The sequence below is a fragment of the Mesorhizobium sp. CNPSo 4671 genome (assembly GCF_057784245.1).
This window is the reverse complement of the sequence record NZ_JBWLUW010000002.1, coordinates 79,786-94,649: the sequence shown is the minus strand read 5'-3', so window position 1 is coordinate 94,649 and position 14,864 is coordinate 79,786. Positions and strand designations below refer to the sequence as shown.

The 14,864-nt window shown below is 64.1% G+C and carries 13 protein-coding genes; 5 read left to right on the top strand and 8 right to left on the bottom strand.

Annotation, left to right across the window (positions count from 1 at the left end; all coding sequences use genetic code 11):
* Nucleotides 1–81: 81 nt before the first annotated feature.
* The 4 genes from AC04SF_RS04815 to AC04SF_RS04800 all read right to left on the bottom strand — a co-directional run bounded on the left by AC04SF_RS04815 (nucleotide 82) and on the right by AC04SF_RS04800 (nucleotide 2,240).
* Complete coding sequence (locus tag AC04SF_RS04815; RefSeq protein WP_488476763.1) at nucleotides 82–474, bottom strand: thiol-disulfide oxidoreductase DCC family protein; 393 nt, start codon at nucleotides 472–474, stop codon at nucleotides 82–84.
* A gap of 13 nt (nucleotides 475–487) precedes the next feature.
* The gene (locus AC04SF_RS04810; RefSeq protein WP_488476762.1) at nucleotides 488–1,546 is read right to left on the bottom strand and encodes a DMT family transporter; all 1,059 of its coding nucleotides are present in this window, start codon (nucleotides 1,544–1,546) and stop codon (nucleotides 488–490) included.
* 23 nt (nucleotides 1,547–1,569) lie between these two features.
* A complete protein-coding gene (locus AC04SF_RS04805; protein ID WP_488476761.1) occupies nucleotides 1,570–1,839 on the bottom strand; it encodes a putative hemolysin in 270 nt (89 codons plus the stop codon).
* Nucleotides 1,840–1,946: 107 nt separating this feature from the next.
* A complete protein-coding gene (locus AC04SF_RS04800) occupies nucleotides 1,947–2,240 on the bottom strand; it encodes a GYD domain-containing protein (protein ID WP_095202008.1) in 294 nt (97 codons plus the stop codon).
* A 249-nt stretch (nucleotides 2,241–2,489) separates the two neighbouring features.
* On the opposite strand from AC04SF_RS04800, the gene AC04SF_RS04795 reads away from it, so the two are divergent.
* Nucleotides 2,490–3,545: a TauD/TfdA family dioxygenase gene (locus tag AC04SF_RS04795; protein ID WP_488476760.1), complete on the top strand. Its 1,056-nt coding sequence runs from the start codon at nucleotides 2,490–2,492 to the stop codon at nucleotides 3,543–3,545.
* Between the two features lie 93 nt (nucleotides 3,546–3,638).
* Here AC04SF_RS04795 and rpoD read toward each other — a convergent pair whose 3' ends face one another.
* The 3 genes from rpoD to AC04SF_RS04780 all read right to left on the bottom strand — a co-directional run bounded on the left by rpoD (nucleotide 3,639) and on the right by AC04SF_RS04780 (nucleotide 8,475).
* Nucleotides 3,639–5,663, bottom strand: coding sequence for an RNA polymerase sigma factor RpoD (gene rpoD, locus AC04SF_RS04790; protein ID WP_095201737.1), 2,025 nt, complete (start codon nucleotides 5,661–5,663; stop codon nucleotides 3,639–3,641).
* A gap of 367 nt (nucleotides 5,664–6,030) precedes the next feature.
* The gene (dnaG, locus tag AC04SF_RS04785) at nucleotides 6,031–7,965 is read right to left on the bottom strand and encodes a DNA primase (RefSeq protein ID WP_488476759.1); all 1,935 of its coding nucleotides are present in this window, start codon (nucleotides 7,963–7,965) and stop codon (nucleotides 6,031–6,033) included.
* Between the two features lie 141 nt (nucleotides 7,966–8,106).
* Nucleotides 8,107–8,475, bottom strand: a complete 369-nt coding sequence (locus tag AC04SF_RS04780; RefSeq protein WP_488476758.1) for an RcnB family protein — start codon at nucleotides 8,473–8,475, stop codon at nucleotides 8,107–8,109.
* A gap of 389 nt (nucleotides 8,476–8,864) precedes the next feature.
* Between AC04SF_RS04780 and AC04SF_RS04775 the strand changes: the two genes are divergently transcribed.
* The 3 genes from AC04SF_RS04775 to AC04SF_RS04765 all read left to right on the top strand — a co-directional run bounded on the left by AC04SF_RS04775 (nucleotide 8,865) and on the right by AC04SF_RS04765 (nucleotide 12,120).
* A complete protein-coding gene (locus AC04SF_RS04775) occupies nucleotides 8,865–10,529 on the top strand; it encodes a Na/Pi cotransporter family protein (protein WP_096449070.1) in 1,665 nt (554 codons plus the stop codon).
* 98 nt (nucleotides 10,530–10,627) lie between these two features.
* A complete protein-coding gene (locus AC04SF_RS04770) occupies nucleotides 10,628–10,837 on the top strand; it encodes a DUF2061 domain-containing protein (protein ID WP_488476757.1) in 210 nt (69 codons plus the stop codon).
* Nucleotides 10,838–10,935: 98 nt separating this feature from the next.
* Nucleotides 10,936–12,120, top strand: a complete 1,185-nt coding sequence (locus AC04SF_RS04765; protein WP_488476756.1) for an MFS transporter — start codon at nucleotides 10,936–10,938, stop codon at nucleotides 12,118–12,120.
* Nucleotides 12,121–12,134: 14 nt separating this feature from the next.
* Here AC04SF_RS04765 and AC04SF_RS04760 read toward each other — a convergent pair whose 3' ends face one another.
* Nucleotides 12,135–14,339: a heavy metal translocating P-type ATPase gene (locus AC04SF_RS04760; RefSeq protein ID WP_488476755.1), complete on the bottom strand. Its 2,205-nt coding sequence runs from the start codon at nucleotides 14,337–14,339 to the stop codon at nucleotides 12,135–12,137.
* Between the two features lie 106 nt (nucleotides 14,340–14,445).
* Here AC04SF_RS04760 and AC04SF_RS04755 point away from each other — a divergent pair, with 106 nt between their 5' ends.
* Complete coding sequence (locus AC04SF_RS04755; protein ID WP_488476754.1) at nucleotides 14,446–14,862, top strand: MerR family transcriptional regulator; 417 nt, start codon at nucleotides 14,446–14,448, stop codon at nucleotides 14,860–14,862.
* Nucleotides 14,863–14,864: the final 2 nt, after the last annotated feature.

Below are 14,864 nucleotides of genomic sequence, written 5' to 3'. Positions count from 1 at the left end.
TATATCTTACGATGTATCTGAATGCCGCGCCAGCCCGGTCAATCTCTCCGTGAGGCCGGTCCCGTTCGACGGATGAATTCGCTACCAGCGGCCTTTGCGCCGGTTCCAGGCGTAGAGCAGGTCGGCGAAGCGATCATAGGCAAAGCGCGTCAACGGCAAGGCAAACGGATTGCCGAACAGTTTCGCCAGCCAGCCCTCGCCCGGCGTTACCGCCCACACGGCGATGGCGACGTCGGCGCCGACCAGCAGCCGGCCGGCCGCATCGGTGGCGTGCAGCCGCCGGCGGATATCCTCCAGCGAGGCGCCAAAACGGCCAAGCGCCGCCGGCTCCAGATTGATGTCGCGAAATTCGATCCGCCCGGCCCTGACCGCTTCGATCAACCGACGCTTCTGCCTGCTGATGCCGGCATCGCAGACCGGGCAACGCGTGTTGTACCAAACGGTCAGTTCAGGCCTGGGTGTTTGCTTGAGCATGATCTTGGCATGCTCAGCCGTGGCTATGCCGATGATGCAGGTCTGGATAATGCGGATGCCGGTGGCGCATCGGCGCATGCCGGTGCCAGTGCGAATGCGGCTCGCTCACCGGCCCGTCATGATCGTGCTGGTGGTGCTCGTCATGCACATGGCTGTGCTCGTGTTCCAGCGCCTCATGGTCATGCTCGTGCTCATGGCGCTCCGACAGGTGCAGCCACAGGCCGATGCCCATCAAAAGCCCGGCGATCGCCAGCTTGAGCGTGACGGCATCGCCCAGCATGACGATGGCCAGCAGGGCACCGATGAATGGAGCCAGCGAATAATAGGCGCCGGTCCGCGCGGTGCCGAGATGGCGCAACGCCACGATGAACATCACCAGGCTGACGCCGATGCCAAGCAAGCCGACGGCGGCCGTTGCCGCCACGATCGACGCTGGAGGAAACGAAGCCCCGGCGGCAAGCGCCAGCCCGACATTGACGACACCCGCCACCAATCCCTTGAGCATGGCGATCACCACCGGATCGGTGGCCGAGATCTTGCGGGTGAAATTGTTGTCCAGCCCCCAGGCCAGGCAGGCCCCGGCGACCAGCATGGCACCAAGGTTGAAGGCGACGCCGTTGCCTTGCCACGACAATAGAACGGCGCCGGTCAGGATGGCGAAGGCGCCGAAAAGCAGGCGCCGGTCGACATTCTCGCGGTAGACGAGCCAGGCGATCGCCATTGTCGCCAGCCCTTCCAGATTGAGCAGCAGCGCCGAACTGGACGCCGTGTTGAGGCTGAGGCCGAACATCAACAGCACCGGCGCGAGGATGCCACCCATGCCGATTGCCAGCGCCAGCCAGGGGATATCCCTGGCGGCCAGCTGCGCTTCGCCGGCGGCGGCCTGCTTGCCGCGAAGCAGGCGGTAGAGAGCGAGGCCGACGCCGGCGCCGAGATAGAGCAGCCCGGCCAGCATGAAGGGATTCACGGCATCGAGCAGCAGCTTGGAAAGTGGCGGCGTCGCGCCGAACAGAGCGGCGGAGCCGAGGGCGAGCGGCACGCCGGGCCAAAGATGCGAATGCGTTTCGGACATGATCTCACCTTATAGCGTGCGCGTCACTTACCGCGCATGGCAGCCTTTGGCCCGACGCATTTGTTGTCGCGAAACAGCGCCCACTCCTCGCACAGGCGCCCCTTGGGCAACCGGCAAAATCCGTATTCATTGCCGGCTTTGTCCTTCCTGATCACCAGGCGCCCGCTGATCTCGCCGCAATGCACCGATGCCGGATTGGCCATGCCGACCGGTTTTTGCGCGGCGGCACCGGCGGCGAACGGCATCGACGATATCAAGGCAAGGCTGGCAGCCAGTAGCGAGACGTTCTTCATCGCGATCTCCCCTGGCCGCAGTCTATCATGGCGACGCGTCCTGTCCTGCGGCAAAGCGCCGTCAGGCCGGCACCTAGCCGTCGCCTTCGAGAGCCCTGCCGCTTGCTTCATCCAAGCGACGAGATGATCTCGCGGTAGGCGAATTCCGGGAAAGCCTTCAGCGTCCGTGATTTGAGGTTTCCGTTCGCGGCCAGCATCAGCGCGAAACGCGCCAGCACCGCATCATCGGGCGCTTCGACCACCGCCACCATGTCGAACTCGCCCATGGTCAGGTAGAACGCCTTGAACGATCCTCCCATCTCGCCCAGCTGCTTCCTGGCGGCGTCGAGGCGCTTGGGCGAATCGCGCACGTTCTTCGCGCCCTGCTCGGTCCAGTTCATCAGCATGATGTAGGTCGTCATGGTACGCCTCCTTCCGGAGCCACGGAGCACGGCGGCTTCGCCGGGGCGGGCATCCGGGTTGTCGCCCAGAAAATGCATCCGACGCGAAATTATCCTCCCGCAGCGAACATCCCGCAAGGACTACCGCGCGTCGGCGCCGACAAGGGAAAGCCGGTTTAAAAACCCGGCTGATTGCGGCATCTTCGTCATAGCCGTCAGCCTGGGAAATCCTCAATGTCCGGAGCCGATCCGGGCCCGCAGGAGAATGTCATGCGCGAGACAACAGACCTGCCGCCGGATCGGATCGACATTCCCGCCGCTTGGACCGGCGAGGCCATGGCCAGGCATCCGGAACAATGGCTGGTCGAACTGGGCCCGCTGGATGTCGCGGAGCTGGAATCGGCGGCAACCGGCTTTCTCGCCCGCTCGCGCGATATTGGTGGCCTGGCCAAGGCCGATTTCCCCTTGCCTCGGCTTGCCGGCCATCTTGCCGCCCTTCGCCAAAAACTGATCGCCGGCATTGGCTTCGAGGTGCTGCGCGGCCTCCCGGTCGAAAAATATTCGGCTGAAATGGCGGCAACGATCTTCTGCGGGATTGGCGCGCATCTGGGCAGCGCACGCTCGCAGAATGCCCAGGGCCATATTCTCGGCCATGTCCGCGACATCGGCGCCGACGCCAGGAGCCCCACGACGCGCATCTACCAGACGGCGGAGCGTCAGACATTTCACACCGATTCCGCCGATGTCGTCGGCCTGCTTTGCTTAAGGGATGCCATGCAAGGCGGCGAATCCCTGCTGGTCAGCACGGTGACGATCTACAATGAGATGCGCAAAAGCCGGCCCGATCTGGTCCGCCTGCTGTTTGATCCGATCGCCACCGACCGGCGCGGCGAAATCCCGGAAGGCGAAAAACCCTATTTCGAAATCCCGGTCCTCAACTGGCATGCAGGACTGCTGACCGGCATCTACCAGCGCCAGTACATCGACAGCGCGCAGCGCTTCCCCGATGCCATGCGGCTGAGCACCGCGCATGTCGAAGCACTGGATCTCTTCGACAGCCTCGCCAATGATGTCAGGCTAAACCTGTCGATGCGGCTTCGGCCGGGCGACATGCAGTTCGTCTACAATCATTCGCTGCTACACGACCGCATGGGTTTTCGCGACTGGCCAGACCCGGACAGGCGGCGCCATATGCTCCGCTTGTGGCTGTCGGTTCCCGGCGACCGCCCGCTGCCCGAATGTTTCAGGCAGCGCTATGGCTCGATCGAGATCGGCGATCGCGGCGGCATCATCGTCAGGGGGACACGGCTGAACGTACCGTTGTAGAGCAATGATGAACCGCTCCAGGCAGATACGATTTAACGCTTGAAACGAAAAAGGGCGCCAATCGGCGCCCTCAATTCTTCGCGACAGACAAACTCAGCTGTCAAGGAAGCTGCGCAGCTTGCGCGACCGGCTCGGGTGCTTGAGCTTGCGCAGCGCCTTGGCTTCGATCTGGCGGATACGCTCGCGGGTGACCGAGAACTGCTGGCCGACTTCTTCCAGCGTGTGGTCGGTGTTCATGCCGATGCCGAAGCGCATGCGCAGCACACGCTCCTCGCGCGGCGTCAGCGAGGCCAGAACCCGCGTGGTGGTCTCGCGCAGATTGGCCTGGATCGCCGCGTCGATCGGCAGGATCGCCATCTTGTCCTCGATGAAATCGCCCAGATGCGAATCCTCCTCGTCGCCGACCGGCGTTTCGAGCGAGATCGGCTCCTTGGCGATCTTCAACACCTTGCGCACTTTTTCGAGCGGCATGGCGAGCTTTTCGGCCAATTCTTCCGGCGTCGGCTCGCGGCCGATCTCGTGCAGCATCTGGCGCGAGGTACGTACGATCTTGTTGATCGTCTCGATCATATGCACCGGGATGCGGATGGTGCGCGCCTGGTCGGCGATCGAACGCGTGATCGCCTGCCGGATCCACCATGTCGCGTAGGTCGAGAACTTGTAGCCGCGGCGGTATTCGAATTTGTCGACCGCCTTCATCAGGCCGATATTGCCTTCCTGGATCAGGTCAAGGAACTGCAGGCCGCGGTTGGTGTATTTCTTGGCGATGGAGATGACGAGGCGCAGATTGGCCTCGACCATTTCCTTCTTGGCGATCGCGGCCTCGCGCTCGCCCTTCTGCACCTGGTTGACGATCTTGCGGAATTCCAGGATCGAGATCGCCGTTTCGGTGGCCAGGTGCTGGATCTCGGCGCGCAGGTCCTTGATCGCATCCTTCTCGTTCTTGGTGAATTCCTTCCAGCCTCGCGAGGTCAGATTGCCGATCGCGCGCGTCCAGTTCGGATCGAGCTCCGATCCCTGATATTCCTTCAGGAACTCCTCGCGGCGCACGCCATAGCTTTCGGCGAGGCGGAGCAGCTTGCCCTCGTTCTGCACCAGGCGCTTGTTGATGTCGTAGAGCTGCTCGACCAGCGCCTCGATGCGCGCCGTATTGAGCGACAGCGACTTCACCGCCTTGATCAGCTGGTCCTTCAGCTCCTTCAGCCGGCGGTCCTGGCTGGGCGACAGCGTGCCGGCGGCGGCCAGACGGTTCTCGACCTGCTGGTCCTGCAGCTTGCGCAGCTTCTTGTAGGTGTCGGCGATGACGTCGAGCGTCTCCATCACCTGCGGGCGCAGTTCGGCTTCCATCGCCGCCAGCGACAGGCTCGCCTCGTCCTCGTCTTCCTCGTCATCGTCGCCAATGCCGCGCGTATCGGCGCCGACATTGGTGATGTCGTCTTCCTCGTCGCGTCCGCGGCGCGACTTTTCCTCGGGCTTGGGCGCTTCCTCGATGCGCTCGACCACCGGCGCCTGCTTGGCTTCGGGGCCGGCATAGGTGGCTTCAAGATCGATGATCTCGCGCAGCAGGATCTTGGATTCGTTGAGCTCGTCGCGCCAGATGATAATGGCCTGGAAGGTCAGCGGGCTTTCGCACAGGCCCGCGATCATCGTCTCGCGGCCGGCCTCGATACGCTTGGCAATGGCGATTTCGCCTTCGCGCGACAGAAGCTCGACCGAGCCCATCTCGCGCAGATACATACGCACCGGATCGTCGGTGCGGTCTGTCGGCTCTTTCTTGGTGGTGGTGGCGGCAACCGCCGTGCCGGTCTGTTCGGCCAGCTCGTTGGCGTCTTCCTCGGCATCGGCCGCGGTGTCGCCGGCCTCGGCCTCTTCGCCCTGCTCGTCATCCTCGACGACATTGATGCCCATGTCGGACAGCATGGCCATCGTGTCCTCGATCTGCTCGGAGGTCACTTCCTCGGAAGGCAGCACCGAATTCAGCTCGTCCATCGTGACATAGCCGCGCTTCTTGGCGGCCTTGATCATCTTCTTGACAGCATCATCGGAAAGGTCGAGCAGAGGGCCATCGGTGGCGCCTTCGCGTTCGGTCTCGACCTCTTCCTTTTCCTTAGTCGCCATTTTTTTTATCTTCTCCAAGCGGCTGCCATCGAAGCCGCGTAAACTGTCGGACCAGTCAAAACCGGATGTGCTCGCTTATGAAACGCGCTTCACCGGGCCAGTAACCGTATCTACCGTTAAGTCCAGATTAACCCTGATATCTGTGGCAGACGGCCTGCCTGTCCAGTGACCAGTACCTCACATCGCTCATTTCCCGTCGGCGCGGGCGCGGGTTAACGTTTCGAATCGTCCTGATTCCGCCATTCTGTCGGAAGGTCAAGCGCCTCTGGCATGATTCGCATGAAAAAAGCGAATCAATTACCCGACTTAGCGCGCCTTGCCCCCTGGGGAAGCCCGGCCACGCTCTCATTCCTGTATTCAGCTGCACTTAGGCTCGCCCAGCCCTGCCCGACGAAACGCCGAATCCTTCGATCAGCGCTTCCGTCGCCTGTACATCCTGAAATTGCGCCTGAATTTCGATCAGATGGCGAAAGTTTTCGTCCGAGGGGTCTGCTTCGAGCGCCGCTTCCGCCTGTTTCAGCTCCTTATGTAAGGTGCGCGCGCTGCGCTGCAAGTGCAGTGCCTGGTTCAGAGCGTCGCGGGCATCCTCGAGTGCCGCCGTCTCCAGCGCCGGCCATTGCCGCGCCCGCCGGATCAGGCCGACAGCGCGCTCCCAGATCTCTGCGCAGCCGGCGCGCTCGATCGTCGCCACCACCGCGTGGCGGTCATTGGCCGTGTCATGCGCCATCGCGTCGAGGATGGCGGCATGCAGCCGCTGCAGATCGGAATTGGCGAGGTCGAGAAATTCGACATGGGCGAAATTCTCGTCGATCAGCGGCGGATGGTTGACCAGCGCCACGATGATCGTCGCCTCGCGCACCGACATGCCCTCGCTGCCGCGCTTGACCAGCGCGGACTGGCCGAGGCTTTCGGTGATCGCCATGCGGCCGCCGCCAGGCTTGGCGAATTGTCCGCCGGGTGCGGCTGCCTTGCCCTGCCCCGGTTTCCAGTCCTGGCGCCCTTGCCGCGCATCGCGCTGCGAGCCGAAGAAGCTCTTTTCCCGCTCGCGCATTTCCTGCTGGTAGTGATAGCGCGTGCTTTCGTCGCGGATGCGGCTGGTCAACTCCCGCAGCGTCTTTCCCAGTTCCGCCCGCCGCTCCGGCGTGTCAAAGACACCGCCAGCTGTCTCGCGCATCCACAACAGGTCGACCAGCGGCCGCGCATCGGCAAGCACGGCGCGGAAAGCGTCCGGCCCCTCGGCCTTGACGAGGTCGTCGGGATCCTTGCCTTCCGGCAGCAGTGCAAAACGCGCCGAGCGCCCGGCCTGCACCGACGGCAGCGCGAGATCGGCAGCCCGCCATGCCGCCTTCAGTCCAGCCTTGTCGCCGTCGAAGCACAGCATCGGCTCCGGCGCCATGCGCCACAACAGTTCGAGCTGGTTCTCGGTGAGCGCTGTGCCGAGCGGCGCCACGACATTCTCGAAGCCGGCCTGCGCCAGCGCGATCACGTCCATATAGCCTTCGACGGCAATGACCGTGCCGCCCTTGGCGAGCGCCTTGCGGGCCCGGGCGAAATTGTAGAGCACATTGCCCTTGTGGAAGAGCTCGGTGTCGGGCGAGTTCATGTATTTGGCCAGCGCATCGGGCGCCAGCGCCCGGCCGCCAAAGGCGATGATCTTGCCGCGCGAATCCGGGATCGGGAACATGATGCGGTCGCGGAACCAGTCATAGGAGACCGGGATATCGTCGCCATGACGCACCAGCCCGCACGCTTCGATATCGGCTTTCGGCACGCCTTTTGCCGCGAGATGTTCCTTCAGCGCATTGCGGCTATCGGGCGCGAAGCCAAGCCGGAACGACTGCTGCGTCGCCGGCGTCAGCCCACGATCACGCAGATAGGCGCGGGCTTTGGCTCCCTCAGGCCCCTGCAGCCGCTCCTGGAAAAAGGTGGTCGCCATTTCCATGACGTCGGTCAGGCTGGCGCGTTCCTGCTCGCGCCGTTCCTCCCGCTCGTCTCGCACAGGCATCGGCACGCCAGCCATATCGGCGATCTTCTCGACCGCCTCGGGAAAACTCAATCCCTCAAGTTCGGTGAGGAACTTGAAATGGTCGCCCGACACATCGCAGCCGAAACAATGGTAGCGGCCTTTCTTGTCCTCGCAGTGGAAGGACGGGCTTTTCTCGCCATGGAACGGGCAACAGGCCCAATAGTCGCCTCGCGACGCATTGGTTTTCTTGCGATCCCACGCGACGCGCTGGCCGATGACCTGTGAAATCGGCACGCGGTCGCGGATCTCGTCAAGGAAGGCGGGCGGAAAGCGCATTGAGGGAACTCGTTTCCCCACCATATAATCACGCCGGCGAAATCCGACGACCCCCAATACGGGCCATACCCGGTTTCCACAGGGCAAAAAGAAAGGCGGCCGTAACGGGCCGCCCCTCCTTCTCAGTCCAGCTGCCAGAACTTACTGCGCGGCAAGCGCGCCGAAGATGACGCCCGACAGGATGCCAACCAGCACATAGTCGTTGCCGACGCGGATCCATTCCTGGCCGCGGCCGGGGCGATGCAGGCCGTAGCGGCCATAGTCGCGGATCGGCTGGTGCTGCCTCCAGCCCGAATATCTCTGGCCGTTGCGCCAGTGGTTGCGCTTCACGACGACCTTCTTCTTGAAGACGCGCTTCCTCACATCGTTGTGATGGCCGGGCTTCTGCCAATCGACCTTGGTGTAATTCGACTGCGGCGCGACCGGCGCGTTCATCGGCGCGGCCTGGCCGGTAAGCGACGTGGCGGCGAGCATCGCGACAGCGAGAGCAGAAAGAACAATGCGCTTCATGGGAAGTCTCCTTGGTTGTCGATGCCCCGAGGATTAACCGCCGGCGGATGAACTGAAACTGAATGCCAGCATTACAATTGTGTAATGAAATCTTCTACTTATTCCCGGTATTTGAACATCATCGCAAGCCGGACGCCAGAAGTGCGATAGGTGCGGCGGATCCGCCGCACCACCATGGGCCGGCAATGCAACCATTTTGCGCACCCGTCCATTTCCCGACACGGCCTGTCGCGCTGCGACGACCTCCTAAAATCGACAAGATTTTATTATCCGGCTAAAATATTCCGGCTATTATCCACGGCTGCCATGACCATGATTCGTACCCTTGTTTTCTCACCTGATCGCCGCGATGTCCGCATCGCGCGCGCCATTCGCATGAAGGCGCCTCAATGAGCGGTTCCGTCGTTCTTCTGCATCTGGCCGGCGCCGTTGCGCTGATGCTGTTTGCCACCCGCATGGTCAAGACCGGCGTCGAACGCGCCTATGGCGACGTGCTGCGCCACAGGCTGCGCGCCACCATGCGCAATCCGATCATGGCGGTGCTGGCCGGCACCGGCCTCGCCATCGCGCTGCAAAGCTCGACGGCGGTGACGCTGCTGGTCGGCTCCTTCGCCGGTTCCGGCATCGTCTCGGGTGCCGCCGGCCAATTGGCCGTGCGCGGCGCCGAGATCGGCTCGGCACTCGTGGTCAAGCTCTTGACCTTCGATCTCACGCTGCTGGTACCGCTCTGCCTTATCACCGGCACGGTGATGTTCATGGCCACGGAGCGGCGCGACTGGCGTCAGACCGGCCGCATCCTGGTCGGCATCGGCCTTCTGATCCTGTCGCTGGAAATGATCGGCCAGGCCTCCGAGCCCCTGCGCAACAGCCAACTGATGCCGGTCATCATCAACTACTTCTCCAGCGATTCCATCACCGCCTATCTCTTGGCGGCGCTGATCACCTGGCTGTTCCAGTCGAGCATCGCGGCGGTGCTTTTGATGGCGACGCTGGCCGGCCGCGGCCTGATCAGCCCGGAACTCGGCGTCGTCCTCATCCTCGGCGTCAATCTTGGCTCCTCGATCATCGCGCCGATGCTGACGCGCTCGGCCGGGCCCGCCGTGCGCGTCGTGCCGATCGGCAATCTCCTGATGCGCGGGCTGGGCTCGCTGGTCATGCTGATCCTGTTCATGATCGTCCGCCCGCATGTCGGCTTCCTCGGCGCGACGGCGGCCGACCAAATCGTCAACGCCCATATCCTGTTCAATGTCATCATCCTGCTTGCCGGCCTGCCGCTGGCCGGTTTCGTCTACCGTGCCTCGGAAAAGATCGTGGCGCTCGGCACCAAGCCGGCGCCGGCGGCCTCGCTCGACGTCATCGAATTGTCGGCGCTCAACGAAAGCGCTCTGGATGTGCCGAGCCAGGCACTGGCCAACGCCACGCGCGAGGTGGTGCGGGTCTGCGAGACGGTCGAGATCATGCTGAAGCGCATCATCGAACTCTACGAGAGCGCCGACAGCGACAAGATCAAGGCGCTGGCCGCCCTCGACGACCGCGTCGACCGTAAGCACGCGGCGATCAAACTATACCTCGCTAAGGTCACCAAGAACCCGCTGACCGAGGACGAGGCGCTGCGCTGCCAGGAACTGATCGGCGCCTGCGTCAAACTCGAGCAGGTCGGCGACATCATCGTGCGCAACATGCTGGTGCATGTGAAGAAGAAATTCGACCGCGGGCTGGAATTCACCGACGAAGGCTGGAGCGAATTGTCCGCCTTCCACAGCTCTGTGCTGGCCAATGCAAGGCTTGCCTTCAACGTGCTGGTCTCGCGCGACCCCGAAACCGCCCGTCAGCTGGTGCTGGAGAAGGATCAGTTGCGCGACCGCGAGAAGGAAACCAGCGCCAGCCATTTCCTGCGGCTGCGCGAAGGCACCGCCAAGAGCGTCGAAACCAGCTCGATCCACCTCGACACCATCCGCGACCTGAAGCAGATCAACTCGCTGCTGGCGTCGATGGCCTATCCGGTGCTGGAAGAGCGCGGCCTGCTGACGGGGTCGCGGTTGAAGGCGAGCTGAAGTCGCCTCACTGCGCCTCGCTTCGACAGCAAAATACCTTTGCTCCGCTTCCGCCAGTCAGGATAAGGATCGATTGGGCCAGGCTTTCGGAGGAATCGATGGACACCCATTCGCGCAGTTTCGCCAAGGCGCTTTCCTGGCGCGTGACCGGTACCATCGACACGCTGATCATTTCCCTGGTCGTGACAGGAAGCGTCAAGCTCGCCGCGGCCATCGGCATAACCGAGGTCTTCACCAAGTCCCTGCTCTACTATTTCCACGAGCGGGCGTGGTTGAAGATTCCCTATGGCCGCAAGCCTCGAGCCTAAAGCTGCCAGTCAAGAAAACCTAAACTCGCGACAAAAATTTCTGGATTGCCCCGGCCGTCCATCCATGGTTTGAGGCCGTTGCAGCCAAGGCTTTCCCCATGTCGCTTCCGCTCATCGCCCTGTTCATCGCCGCTTTCGCCTTCGGCACCACCGAATTCGTCATTGCCGGCGTGCTGCCGCAGGTGGCGGAAGGGCTTGGCGTCTCGGTTCCATCCGCCGGCTATCTCGTGTCGGGCTATGCCTGCGGCATCGCCATTGGCGGGCCGCTGCTGGCGCTCGCCACCAAATCCTTGCCGCGCAAGACCTTGCTGCTCGGCCTCGCCGTCGCCTTCACCATCGGCCAGGCAGCCTGTGCGCTGGCGCCCGATTTCACCTCGATGCTGCTTTTGCGCATCGCCGTGGCCGTCGCGCATGGCGCCTATTTCGGCGTCGCCATGGTGGTCGCCGTCGGCCTCGTTCCGGAGGACAAACGCGGCATGGCGGTGGCGGTCATCCTGTCCGGCCTCACCGTCTCCAACGTCATCGGCGTGCCGGCCGGCACCGCGATCGGCAACATCTGGGGCTGGCGCGCGACCTTCTGGGTGATGTGCGCGCTGGGCGTGGCGGCAACGCTCGCGATGACGGCCCTTCTGCCGCGCACTACCGGATATCAGGCCAAGCCCGCCGGCCTGGCGCGTGAGGTCCGAGTCCTGGCGCGCCAGCAGGTCTGGACCTCGCTGATCCTTATGCTGATGCTGATGCTCGGCCAGTTCTGCCTGTTCACCTACATCACCCCGACTTTGCTGGAGGTCACCGGGCTCGACGAAGACCTGGTGCCCTGGGTGCTGCTGCTCAACGGCGTCGGCGCCACGCTCGGCGTCTTCCTCGGCGGCAAACTGTCCGACTGGAAGCTGATGCCGTCGCTGATCACCATGCTTGGCCTACAGGCGGTGACGCTGGCGGTCATCTATGCCGTCAGTCCCTACCCCGTGCCGATGGTTGTCGCGATCGTCATCTGGGGCGGCCTCAACTTCGCCATCGGCACGCCGATCCAGACCCGCATCCTGGCCTGGACGGCGGATGCCTCCAACCTCGCCTCCTCGCTTATCCCGTCCGGCTTCAATGTCGGCATCGCGCTGGCCGCATCACTGGGCGCCGCCATGCTCAATGCCGGCTACGGCTATCGCAGCCTGCCGGTGGCCGGCGCTTTGGCGATGCTGGTCGCCGTGCTGGTCGCAGTCGTCTCCCAGGTCTGGGAAGGCCGCAGCAACGCCACGCCGCCGCTGACGGCGCCGGCCGAGTAGCCACGACAAAGCCCTCACCCGCGCCAACGCAAGAGACGCATGGCGTTGGCGGTGACCAGCACGGTAGCGCCGGTGTCGGCCAGGATTGCCGGCCACAGGCCGGTAATGCCAAAAATGGTGGTGACCAGGAACACCGCCTTCAACCCCAGCGCTACGGTGATGTTCTGGCCGATATTGGCCATCACCGCTCGCGACAAACGCACCATACGGGCAATGTCCATGACACGGCCATGCAGGATCGCCGCATCGGCCGTCTCCAGCGCCACGTCGGTGCCGCCGCCCATGGCGACGCCGATGTCGGCGGCGGCCAGCGCCGGCGCATCGTTGATGCCGTCGCCGACCTTGGCCACCTTGAGCCCTTCGCGCTGCAACTCGCCGACGATGCGCTGCTTGTCCTGCGGCAGCAGTTCCGCCCGCGCCTCGATGCCGAGCGAAGCGGCGATGGCTTCAGCCGTGCGTCGGTTGTCCCCGGTCAGCATCACCGTGCGGATGCCCTCGCCTTTCAACGCCGCGATGCCGGCCGCCGCATCCGGCCGTGGCTCGTCGCGCATGGCGATCAGCCCGGCCACCGCGCCATCGGCGATCAGCACCGAGACGGTCTTGGCCTGGCCGTTGAGGCTGTCGATGGCAAGCCGCTGCGCTTGCGTCATCTCGGCACGTTCGCCCGCCGCTGGGCCGGAGCCCAGGAAGACGGCCACGCCGCCGACGCTGCCTTCGACGCCCTTGCCGGAGATTGCCTTCGCTGCGAGCGCCGGCGGCACCGGCGCCTTGTCGGCCCTGGCCCTGTCAAGGATCGCCACCGCCAGCGGATGACTGGAGCCTTGCTCGAGCGCCGCCGCCAGTGCCAACACGGAGCGCTCATCGCGGCCATAGGCGACGATGTCGGTCACAACAGGCTTGCCCGCGGTCAGCGTGCCGGTCTTGTCGAACGCGACCGCCGTGATCCGGCGAAAGCCCTCCAGCACCGCGCCGCCCTTCATCAGCAGGCCGCGTCGGGCGCCGGTCGCCAGGCCGGCGGCGATCGCCGCCGGCGTCGAGATAACCAGCGCGCAGGGGCAGCCGATCAAGAGGATCGCCAGGCCCTTGTAGATCCATTCGTTCCAGCCGCCGCCGGCGACAAGCGGCGGCAGCACGGCCACGAACGCACCAACGACCAGCACACCGGGCGTATAATATCGCGAAAATCGGTCGATGAAGCGCTCGGTTGGCGCCTTGGCCTCCTGCGCCTCCTCCACCAGCCGCACGATGCGGGCGATGGTGTTGTCGGAGGCGGCCGCCGTCACCCGCACTTTCAGCACGCCATCGCTGTTGATCGTGCCGGCGAAGACCGATTCCGCGACACCCTTGTGCTTCGGCGTGCTCTCGCCGGTCACCGGAGCTTCGTCGATATCGCTCGAGCCTTCGACAATCTCGCCATCGGCCGGGATGCGGTCGCCGGGCCGCACCACGATGACGTCACCGACGGCAATCAGGTCCGCGGGTACTTCTGAAGTGCCGCCTCCCCGCTCGACCAGCGCCGTCTTCGGCACCATATCGGCCAGGCCCTGGATGCTGGCACGCGCGCGGCCGGCGGCGACCCCTTCCAGCAGCTCGCCGATCAGGAACAGCACCACTACGGCGACCGCTTCTTCCGTGGCGCCGATCATCACCGCGCCAATGGCAGCGATGGTCATCAGCGTCTCGATCGAGAACGGTGTGCCGGCCAGCGCCGCCATCAGCGCCCGCCGTGCGATCGGCACCAGGCCGACCAGCAGTGCCGCCAGGAAGACCCAGCGCTCGGTCGACGGAAACAGATGGCCGATACCGTAAGCGGCCAGAAGCGCTGCCGCACAAGCCAACGTCAGCACCGCGCGGCGGCTGCGCCACCACGCCTGCCCCGGCTCGGCGTGGCTGTGCAGATGCGATGACCCTGCGGCCTCTTTGGCGATTTGTTGGCCGCCGCCATGGTCATGGCCCGCATGGTCATGCGCCTTGGCCGCTGGCCCATCGGCCCTGGCCTCCGCCCTAACGATGCCATAACCCAGCCGCGCCACCTGCTGCAGCACCTTGTCGTCATTGAGCGGCACGCCATGGCTGACCGTCATGCTGGCGCCCGTCACGGAAACCGAGACGTCGACGACGCCGTCGAGGCGGCGCACAGCCGTGTCGATCTTGGCCGCGCACGAGGCGCAATCCATGCCGCCGATCTTGAACCTTGTCTGCTTTAGAGGAGCCGTCATCCCATCACCTGTCTGCTCTCGCGCGGCGTGCCGCCGCATGGGCCTTGAACCCTGATGTCAGGCACTGTAATTGCTCTAGTCACTAGAGCTTCAAGAGGCAAAATGCATGTTTTCGATCGGTGATCTCTCGCGCCGCACCGGGGTCAAGGTGCCGACCATCCGCTATTACGAGCAGATGGGCCTGGTCGCAGCGCCCGAGCGCTCGGAAGGCAACCAGCGCCGCTACTCAAGGCAAGAGCTGGAGCGGCTGGCCTTCATCCGCCACGCCCGCGACCTCGGCTTCGCCGTCGAGGACATCCGGTTGCTGATCGAATTGAGCGGCCATCCCGAGCAGCCTTGCGGCCACGCCGACAAGATTGCCGAAGAACAACTGATTTCCGTGCGCGAAAAGATCGCCCAGCTGAAGCGGCTGGAAACCGAGCTGGAGCGCATCGCCTCCTGCTGCGACGGCAAAACTGTCGGCGACTGCTACGTCATCCGCGCGCTGTCCGACCATGCGTTGTGTGCCGACGAGCACGTCTGACG